The organism is Flavobacterium sp. HTF, from assembly GCF_003105115.1.
GTDB lineage: Bacteria > Bacteroidota > Bacteroidia > Flavobacteriales > Flavobacteriaceae > Flavobacterium.
Map to the genome: position 1 here is coordinate 36,019 of NZ_QETH01000035.1, position 8,768 is coordinate 44,786.

The following is an 8,768-nucleotide window of genomic DNA, read 5'->3' on the forward strand; positions in this document are numbered from 1 at the left end:
AGCTTAGAATTTTATTGTTAAGTTACAACCAATGTTTCTAGTGGTTGGTAAAGATCCGATAGATAAACCTGAAGATCCAACGTTAGATCCTAAACCACTTTCAGGGTCTGCATCTGGAAGGTCTTTATCAATTATCCATAAGTTTGATCCGATAATAGATATTTTAGCATCAACTAATTTTATCTTTTGTACTAATGAAGTTGGTAATGTATAAGTAATGTTTACTTCTCTTAATTTGATAAAGCCAGCATCATATACATAATCTTTTCTAGCTCCATTTCCATAAGCGTTTGTAATAGCGCCACCTGTAACATATGCAGTTCTTGTTGTGTTTGGAGTACCGTCAGGGTAAACACCTGGAAGGATTACACCACCACCAGTAGCAAGTGAATTTCTTTTAGGATATCCTAAATCATTATTACCAACTGTATTTTCAGTTAAACCTGTACCTTGGCCATACCATTGGTCAGTAGAGAAGATATCTCCACCTTTTTTCATGTCAATCAAGAAACTTAATGAAAGGCTTTTGTATGAGAATTTATTACGAAGACCACCAATCCAATCAGGGTTAATATCTCCAATAATGTTGTTTGCACTTGTGTTAAGTAAGTAAGTTCCATTTGCTGGATTAACAACTCTTTGTCCGTCAGCAGCATAAACGTAATCTGTACCTTTTAAAATTCCAAATGGTTTTCCAGCTACAGCATTTAATGTAACACTTCCTGGGTAAGTACCACCAATTACTAAGTTCTCTAATCCTGGAGCAAGAGCAGTTACCATATTCTTGTTTTTAGACCAGTTTACTGTAATATCCCAAGCAAAATTATTTGTTTTGATTGGAGTAGCATTAAATTGAACCTCGATACCTTTATTTTCAATAGTTGCAGCATTTATGTACTGGAAGCTATATCCTGTAGCACGAGAATATTCAACTGGAATAGCCTCACCTTCGTTAACGTTTTTGTAAACACTCACATCAAATCCAACTCTTTTGTTTAAGAATTGCATCTCAAGACCAATCTCTTGTGTTTTAGTTTTAATAGGCTCTAAATTAGAATTGTTTTTTGTTCCGTTTACAGAGTATTGTTGTTGTCCGTTAAAAGCATTAATTTTAGTATATGTATCAACTAAAGCTAAAGTAGGTGTTCCAAGTGGGCTTTCAGAATAACCACCTCTTAATTTACCAAATGTTAACCAGCTTGCATTTACAAGTTTAGTGAACACCCAGCTACCAGAAATAGAGTTACTGAATAATGAGTTATTTCCTTCTGGTAATTGAGAGAAGGCATCTCTTCTAGATGTTGCATCAATAAAGAATTGATCCATAAATCCAATAGAAGCAGAAACGAAGTAACTGTTTACTCCAGTTTTAGTTTCTCTTTCGTAAGGATAAGGGCTTGATGAAACTGAGTTATCTAAGCTATAAAGACCTGGGATAATAAGTCCACCTTCAGTTGAAGCAGTAATTTGATTGAAATAATTTCTTCTTACAGTTCCACCGGCAACTCCTGTTAAGTTCCAGTTTTCTCCGAAGTTCTTTTTGAAGTTAAGTAACAAATCGTAGTTTTGCTCAGAGAAGTTTCCATTGTAACGTTGGTATCCTGACATTTCAGTAAAAGCATTTACTCCGAAAGTTTTTCCTACAGAACCTACAGCTAATCTTTCTTCACGAATTTCAGAATATGTATCAGTAGATATTTTTGCAGTTGCAGATACCCATTCAGCAATTTTATAAGTAAAGTTTGCGTAACCTACAAAACGGTTTCTGCTATCATTTTGGTAGTTTTTGTAACGATCAAAATAAGGGTTGTTCCAATATGCAGGGAATCCATCATCAACTCCAAGTCTGTTCCAAGTAATGTTTTGACCACCTGAATTATTGTAAGCTTGTTCTTGTTGTTTAATATCAACGTTAGTTTGCCACCATTGACGGAAACCTGATACTAAGTTGTCGCTATATCCTGTCATGTTTCTACCTATTGTAGATTGATTTGAGAAGTTAGCAAAAGCACTAAGTGAAAGTCTGTCAGAAAATTGGTGATTTACTTTTAAACTGAAGTTGTTTTTGTTTAATTCACTATTCGGTAAAATACCTGTTTGTTTAGTATTTGAATAGTTGAAAACCAAATTAGTTTTGTCGTTAGCGTCTTCAAAAGATATACTATTTACTAAAGATAAAGAGTTTTTGAAGAAAGAATTAGGATCATTTTTTGCTGCTGTCCAAGCAGATTTTTTACCAAAATTAGGATTTCCAGGATAATCTGAAAAAGAGTCCCATTGGTAAACATTCAATGAAGGATCAAAAGCATTTCCTGTAGAAGAGTCATCTCCCATGAAAACTACTCTGTCATTTACACCATCGCCATCAATATCGCCAGAAGTGTCAAAAGAACCACCGTATCCAGCTCCGTATTGTTTTTGATATTTAACGAAAGTATCTTTATCTGGTGTACCAGTTACTACTTCAGAAGAAACAGTAATTCCAAGGCCCTTTTTAGCTCGACCTTTTTTAGTAGTAATCATTAAAACCCCGTTACCAGCTAAGTATCCATATAATGCAGATGCAGCAGCACCTTTCAATACGTTCACACTTTCAATATCCTCTGGATTGATATCCATACCGTTATTTCCGTAGTCATAACCCTGAGCACCTCTTAATTGTTCTGAAGTACCATCGTTAGTGTTATTAGCATTGTTAATTGGCATACCGTCAATAACGATAAGCATCTCGTTACTTTGGTTGATAGCTTTAACACCACGAGAGATTGCACTTGTAGAACCACCAAAGTTAGTGTTTCTTCTTACGTTAACCCCTGCAACTTTACCAGAAAGTTCGTTTAAGAAGTTTCCACTTGAAGTTCCAGATTTTAAATCTCCCCCTTTTAATTCCTGTGTTGCGTAACCAAGAGATTTTTTCTCTCTTTTAACACCTAAAGCTGTTGTTACTACAACACCTTCAAGTTCTTGTGCATCTCCAGCTAATTTTACGTTAACAGCAGATGAACTTGCAGCTATTTCCTGGGTTTTCATCCCGATGTAGCTAAATACCAAAACTTGGCTTGTTGAGGCTTTGATAGAGTATTTACCATCAAAATCAGTTTGCGTACCAGATTTCGTTCCTTTTACTAATACACTTACACCTGGCAAAGGCATACCTGCATTATCGGTAACGATACCCGAAACAGCTCTTTCTTGCGCAAAAGTTAGTTGCGCCACTAGTACTAATAAAAGCACTAAGAATCCATTGAACTTTAGTTTCATTTTTAAATATTTTGAATTAGTATCGCAAAACTCTTAATAATTTGTTAACTATCCTAATAAATAAAAATCTTTTTTTGTTAAACATTAAAATTTAACATTATAACATATGTTTATGATAGTGTTATATAATTGTAATTCATCAGTATTTTGCGCTCCATTTGTAAGAGTAATTTTTAGTAAGCCATTTTTTGTTTGTATGCCTGTACCTATGCCTATTCCTATTAATTTTTTTATTTTATTTTTTTCAAAAGTGCTCGTCAGGTCTTGATATAGCCCGTAATCGATAATAGAATTAATATATAGGTTTTTGGAAGCAAAATATCTGTATTCTGTAAGAATTAATGAATTAAAGTTTGATTGTAGACTATTTTCTAAAAAACCTCTGATAGAATTTACTCCGCCAAAACGAAATAATTCATTTGATATGTAGTTTTTACTATTCAAATAAAAATTTTGTGAATTTATGTTAATATAATTTCTTTTGTTAAGTTCGAAATTATAAGAACCGTTAAGATTAATATAAAATTGCTTGCTTGATTCAGCTGTTTCCGGATTATCATTGGTGGTTCTTTTCCCGTAACCGGCTGTTAGGTTTAAATATGCTTTTCGGGGAGACAAATCGTTGGAATTATCATTTTTTCTATATGCTAGTGTACTAGTGAAGTAAGAATTGTTGAAATCGCTGATCATTAAATTATTTGTGTTCTGAATATCACTTGATTCAGTGGATTGATAACCGAGGTATATTTTTGAATTGTAATTAATGTAGTATCCTAAATCAATTGCTGTTTTTGTGTTCTGAAATGTGCTGTCCTGTTTGAAAATATTTAATTGTGCTTTTATTCCAAGTGATGTTTTGAAAATATAAGGGATTTCTAATTTAGTGTTAAATGTTTTTTGTTGGTTTCCGTCACTTTTCCAGTATAAAGAAAATTGCTCTCCAGAATGAAGTATGTTTTGTAGTGTTATGTCCAGATAGCCATTCAGGTTTAACTTTTTGTTCTCGTCATTTGAAAATCCTATATAGCCATCAAAAGTGTTTGCTTTTCTTTTTTCAATATACGCATATACTTTTGTTGAGTCGTTGGTGAATAAAATTTCAGGATATTTTGTTTGTGTTATGAATTCAAAACTATTGATGTCTTCGTATAATTCTTTTACTGTGTTTTGATTGAAAGTTCTATTGATGTATTTTTTGTTAAGTTGTTTTAAGTGTCCTTTTGGGAAAAAATTGGTATTGTTGGTATTTGTGTAATTCATGATAATTGAATTTACAGTGCGTTTTTTTTCGGATTTAAAACTTAAGTCTGCATATATTATCAAATTCTTTCTTTGGATGTTTTCTAATTTTATCTTGCTTAAGGCAAATCCTTGTTTTTCTGCATCAATTATTTTTTGATTTAAATATTTTTCTGTGTTTTCGTAGGCTAAAACCAAGGTGTCGTTTTTGGTTTCTGATGAATTAAAAAACGGATTATTTCTACCTATATATATATGTATGTTTTTTGTTCTGTTTTTTATACTGATTATTGATGTATAGGTGCTGTCATTTATTTTGTTTGTGCTGAGTATGGTGTTGTCTAAAAAACCTTTTTTAGTTAGCTTTTGTGAAGTATTGTTTACTTCGTTAAAAAGTGATTTTATATTTTGATGTTGTATTATATAGTTTAGAGAGTCTATTGTTTTGTTTTCAATTAAATTGTTTCCATTTATTTTTAAATAAAAATTCTGAGCTTTGCAGCTCAGGCCAACTATGAAAATGAATATAATGAAGAATTGTCTCAAGACTAATTTGGTATTTGTTAAAAGTATTGCAAATATCTATCGTTTGTTTGTAAAAACATAAGTATAAATAATGTTATTGAAAATTAATGATTTAACGTTTGTATACTGAAAAATATTTTATACATTTGCAACCCCGTAAAAAGCGGGAATTTAATAAACATAATAATTTTTAGTATTAATTATGCCAACAATTCAACAATTAGTAAGAACAGGAAGAACTCAGATAACTAAGAAGAGTAAATCGGTTGCTTTAGATTCTTGTCCTCAAAGAAGAGGGGTTTGTACGCGTGTTTACACTACTACACCAAAAAAACCAAACTCTGCAATGCGTAAAGTTGCGCGTGTACGTTTGACAAATGGTAATGAAGTGAATGCTTACATCCCTGGAGAAGGACACAATTTACAAGAGCACTCGATAGTATTAGTTAGAGGTGGAAGGGTAAAAGATTTACCAGGTGTTAGATATCATATCGTTCGTGGAGCGCTTGACACGTCAGGAGTTGCAGGAAGAACGCAAAGAAGATCTAAGTACGGTGCTAAACGCCCAAAAGAAGCAAAAAAGTAATTTAAAACGTTAAGAGTTGGAGGTTAGGAGTTAAGGTGAGAGATTGAAAACGTAAGTCGTAGATCTGTAGCACATAACATTTAACGGATAACCTATAACTTTTTATTAAAAAAAAGACATGAGAAAAAGAGCGGCAAAGAAAAGACCACTTTTACCAGATCCAAGGTTTAATGACCAATTGGTAACACGTTTTGTAAACAACTTAATGTGGGATGGTAAGAAATCTACAGCTTTCAAAGTATTTTATGATGCAATTGACATCATCGAATCTAAGAAACAAGATTCAGAAAAATCTTCATTGGAAATCTGGAAAGATGCTTTAACAAACGTTATGCCTCACGTAGAAGTACGTAGTCGTAGAGTAGGTGGAGCTACATTTCAAATTCCAATGCAAATTAGACCAGACAGAAAAATTTCTATGGCAATGAAGTGGTTAATACTTTATTCTAGAAGAAGAAATGAAAAATCTATGGCACAACGTTTAGCGTCAGAATGTTTAGCTGCTGCTAAAGAAGAAGGTGCTGCGGTTAAAAAAAGAATGGATACTCACAAGATGGCAGAGGCTAATAAAGCTTTCTCTCACTTTAGATTTTAATTCGTAAGAAATGGCTAGAGATTTAAAATATACAAGAAATATCGGAATTGCTGCTCATATTGATGCTGGTAAAACAACAACAACTGAGCGTATCCTTTTTTATACTGGAAAGTCACATAAAATTGGTGAAGTGCACGATGGTGCTGCAACAATGGACTGGATGGCTCAAGAGCAAGAAAGAGGTATTACAATTACTTCAGCTGCAACAACTTGTGAGTGGAATTTTCCAACTGAACAAGGTAAGCTTTTGCCTGAATCATTGCCATACCACTTTAATATTATTGATACTCCTGGACACGTTGACTTTACTGTAGAGGTAAACCGTTCTTTACGTGTACTTGATGGTTTAGTTTTCTTATTTAGTGCTGTTGACGGTGTTGAACCTCAATCAGAAACTAACTGGAGACTTGCTGATCAGTACAGAGTTCCTCGTATGGGATTCGTAAACAAAATGGACCGTCAGGGATCTAACTTTTTGGCAGTTTGTCAACAAGTTCGTGATATGTTAAAATCAAATGCTGTTGCGATCACTTTGCCAATTGGTGAAGAGAATGATTTCAAAGGTGTTGTAGATTTAGTTAAAAACCAGGCTATCATTTGGCATGATGCAACTCAAGGGGCAACTTTTGATATTGTTGAAATTCCTGCTGATATGGTTGCAGAGGTTAAAGAATACAGATCTATTCTTATTGAGGCGGTTGCTGACTACGATGAAAATCTTTTAGAGAAATTCATGGAAGATGAAAACTCTATCACAGAGGAAGAAATCAACAACGCTTTAAGAGCTGCTACTATGGATATGGCTATCATCCCGATGATTGCTGGTTCTTCTTTCAAAAACAAAGGAGTTCAGTTCATGTTAGATGCAGTTTGTAAATATTTGCCTTCTCCAATGGACAAGGAAGGTATCGAAGGAATTCATCCTGATGATGCTGAATTGTTAGAAGAAGATCAAACTAAAATTTTGCGTAAACCAGATGTAAAAGAGCCATTCGCTGCTTTGGCGTTTAAAATTGCTACTGACCCATTCGTAGGTCGTTTAGCTTTCTTCCGTGCTTACTCTGGGCGTTTAGATGCTGGTTCTTATGTTTTGAACACTCGTTCAGGAAATAAAGAAAGAATTTCTCGTATCTACCAAATGCATGCTAACAAACAAAATCCAATCGAATTTATTGAGGCTGGAGATATTGGAGCTGCTGTTGGATTTAAAGATATTAAAACTGGAGATACATTGTGTGATGAAAAACACCCGATTATTCTTGAGTCTATGAAATTCCCTGCGCCGGTAATCGGTATTGCAATTGAGCCTAAAACTAAAGCTGACGTTGATAAAATGGGTATGGCTTTGGCTAAATTAGCTGAAGAAGATCCAACATTTACTGTTAGAACAGATGAGGCTTCAGGGCAAACTATTATCTCAGGTATGGGTGAGCTTCACTTAGATATCTTAGTAGATCGTATGAAACGTGAATTTAAAGTTGAAGTAAACCAAGGTGAGCCTCAAGTTGAATATAAAGAAGCGTTTACAAGAACTGCTACGCACAGAGAAACTTACAAGAAACAATCAGGGGGTCGTGGTAAATTCGGTGATATCGTATTTACACTTGAGCCAGCTGACGAAGTTGATGGTAAAGTTCCTGTTGGATTGCAGTTTATTAATGCAGTAAAAGGTGGTAACGTTCCTAAAGAATATATTCCATCTGTAGAAAAAGGTTTCCGTGAAGCTATGAAAACTGGTCCTTTGGCTGGTTATCAAGTGGATAGTTTGAAAGTAACTTTGACAGACGGATCTTTCCACCCTGTCGATTCTGATGCTCTTTCTTTTGAATTAGCGGCAAGAATGGGTTATAGAGAGGTAGCTAAAGCTGCTGGGGCAATTATTCTTGAACCAATCATGAAAATGGAAGTTATTACTCCTGAAGAAAACATGGGAGATATCGTAGGTGATATCAACCGTCGTAGAGGTCAGGTTAATGACATGGGTGACAGAAACGGTGCTAAAACTATTAAAGCTGATGTGCCTTTATCAGAAATGTTTGGATATGTAACAACATTAAGAACATTATCTTCTGGTAGAGCAACTTCAACAATGGAGTTTTCTCACTATGCAGAAACACCTTCTAATATTTCAGAAGCTGTAATTAAAAAAGCAAAAGGTAACGCTTAATTCTTAAGAAAATGAGTCAAAAAATCAGAATAAAACTAAAATCTTACGATCACATGTTGGTAGATAAATCTGCTGAAAAGATCGTAAAAACAGTAAAAACTACTGGGGCAGTTGTAACAGGTCCAATTCCGTTACCAACTCACAAAAAACTTTTCACTGTACTACGTTCTCCGCACGTTAACAAAAAAGCGAGAGAGCAATTTGAAGTAATGTCATACAAGAGATTGATTGATATTTATTCATCTTCATCTAAAACTATTGATGCTTTAATGAAACTTGAATTGCCAAGTGGAGTTGAAGTAGAGATCAAAGTATAATTTTTTTATTATATTTTATATATAAAAGCGAGGCATTTATGTCTCGCTTTTTTTTGTTTGTTGAAGATGTTTTTTTTA

The 8,768-nt window shown here is 33.9% G+C and carries 6 protein-coding genes; 4 read left to right on the plus strand and 2 right to left on the minus strand.

The annotated features are described in order from the left end of the window. Positions 1 to 3 precede the first annotated feature (3 nt). Together DCO46_RS12300 and DCO46_RS12305 are read right to left on the minus strand one after the other, a co-directional pair. A complete protein-coding gene (locus DCO46_RS12300; protein WP_116752828.1) occupies positions 4 to 3,261 on the minus strand; it encodes a SusC/RagA family TonB-linked outer membrane protein in 3,258 nt (1,085 codons plus the stop codon). Between the two features lie 84 nt (positions 3,262 to 3,345). Further along, on the minus strand, positions 3,346 to 5,046 hold the full coding sequence (locus DCO46_RS12305; RefSeq protein ID WP_243416304.1) for a hypothetical protein: 1,701 nt from the start codon (positions 5,044 to 5,046) through the stop codon (positions 3,346 to 3,348). A gap of 181 nt (positions 5,047 to 5,227) precedes the next feature. On the opposite strand from DCO46_RS12305, the gene rpsL reads away from it, so the two are divergent. The 4 genes from rpsL to rpsJ all read left to right on the plus strand — a co-directional run bounded on the left by rpsL (position 5,228) and on the right by rpsJ (position 8,690). Beyond that, entirely contained in the window at positions 5,228 to 5,611 is a 384-nt protein-coding gene (gene rpsL, locus DCO46_RS12310; protein ID WP_007136570.1) for a 30S ribosomal protein S12, read from the plus strand. 118 nt (positions 5,612 to 5,729) lie between these two features. Beyond that, the gene (rpsG, locus tag DCO46_RS12315; protein ID WP_007803600.1) at positions 5,730 to 6,206 is read left to right on the plus strand and encodes a 30S ribosomal protein S7; all 477 of its coding nucleotides are present in this window, start codon (positions 5,730 to 5,732) and stop codon (positions 6,204 to 6,206) included. A gap of 10 nt (positions 6,207 to 6,216) precedes the next feature. Continuing rightward, complete coding sequence (fusA, locus tag DCO46_RS12320) at positions 6,217 to 8,373, plus strand: elongation factor G (protein WP_056245966.1); 2,157 nt, start codon at positions 6,217 to 6,219, stop codon at positions 8,371 to 8,373. Positions 8,374 to 8,384: 11 nt separating this feature from the next. Further along, positions 8,385 to 8,690, plus strand: coding sequence for a 30S ribosomal protein S10 (gene rpsJ / locus DCO46_RS12325; RefSeq protein ID WP_007803605.1), 306 nt, complete (start codon positions 8,385 to 8,387; stop codon positions 8,688 to 8,690). Positions 8,691 to 8,768 lie beyond the last annotated feature (78 nt).

Excerpts from the sequence above, each read along its gene's own strand:
- rpsJ (WP_007803605.1), top strand. The coding sequence starts at position 8,385 with ATGAGTCAAAAAATCAGAATAAAACTAAAATCTTACGATCACATGTTG.
- rpsL (WP_007136570.1), top strand. The coding sequence starts at position 5,228 with ATGCCAACAATTCAACAATTAGTAAGAACAGGAAGAACTCAGATAACT.
- rpsG (WP_007803600.1), top strand. The coding sequence starts at position 5,730 with ATGAGAAAAAGAGCGGCAAAGAAAAGACCACTTTTACCAGATCCAAGG.
- DCO46_RS12300 (WP_116752828.1), bottom strand. The coding sequence starts at position 3,261 with ATGAAACTAAAGTTCAATGGATTCTTAGTGCTTTTATTAGTACTAGTG.
- fusA (WP_056245966.1), top strand. The coding sequence starts at position 6,217 with ATGGCTAGAGATTTAAAATATACAAGAAATATCGGAATTGCTGCTCAT.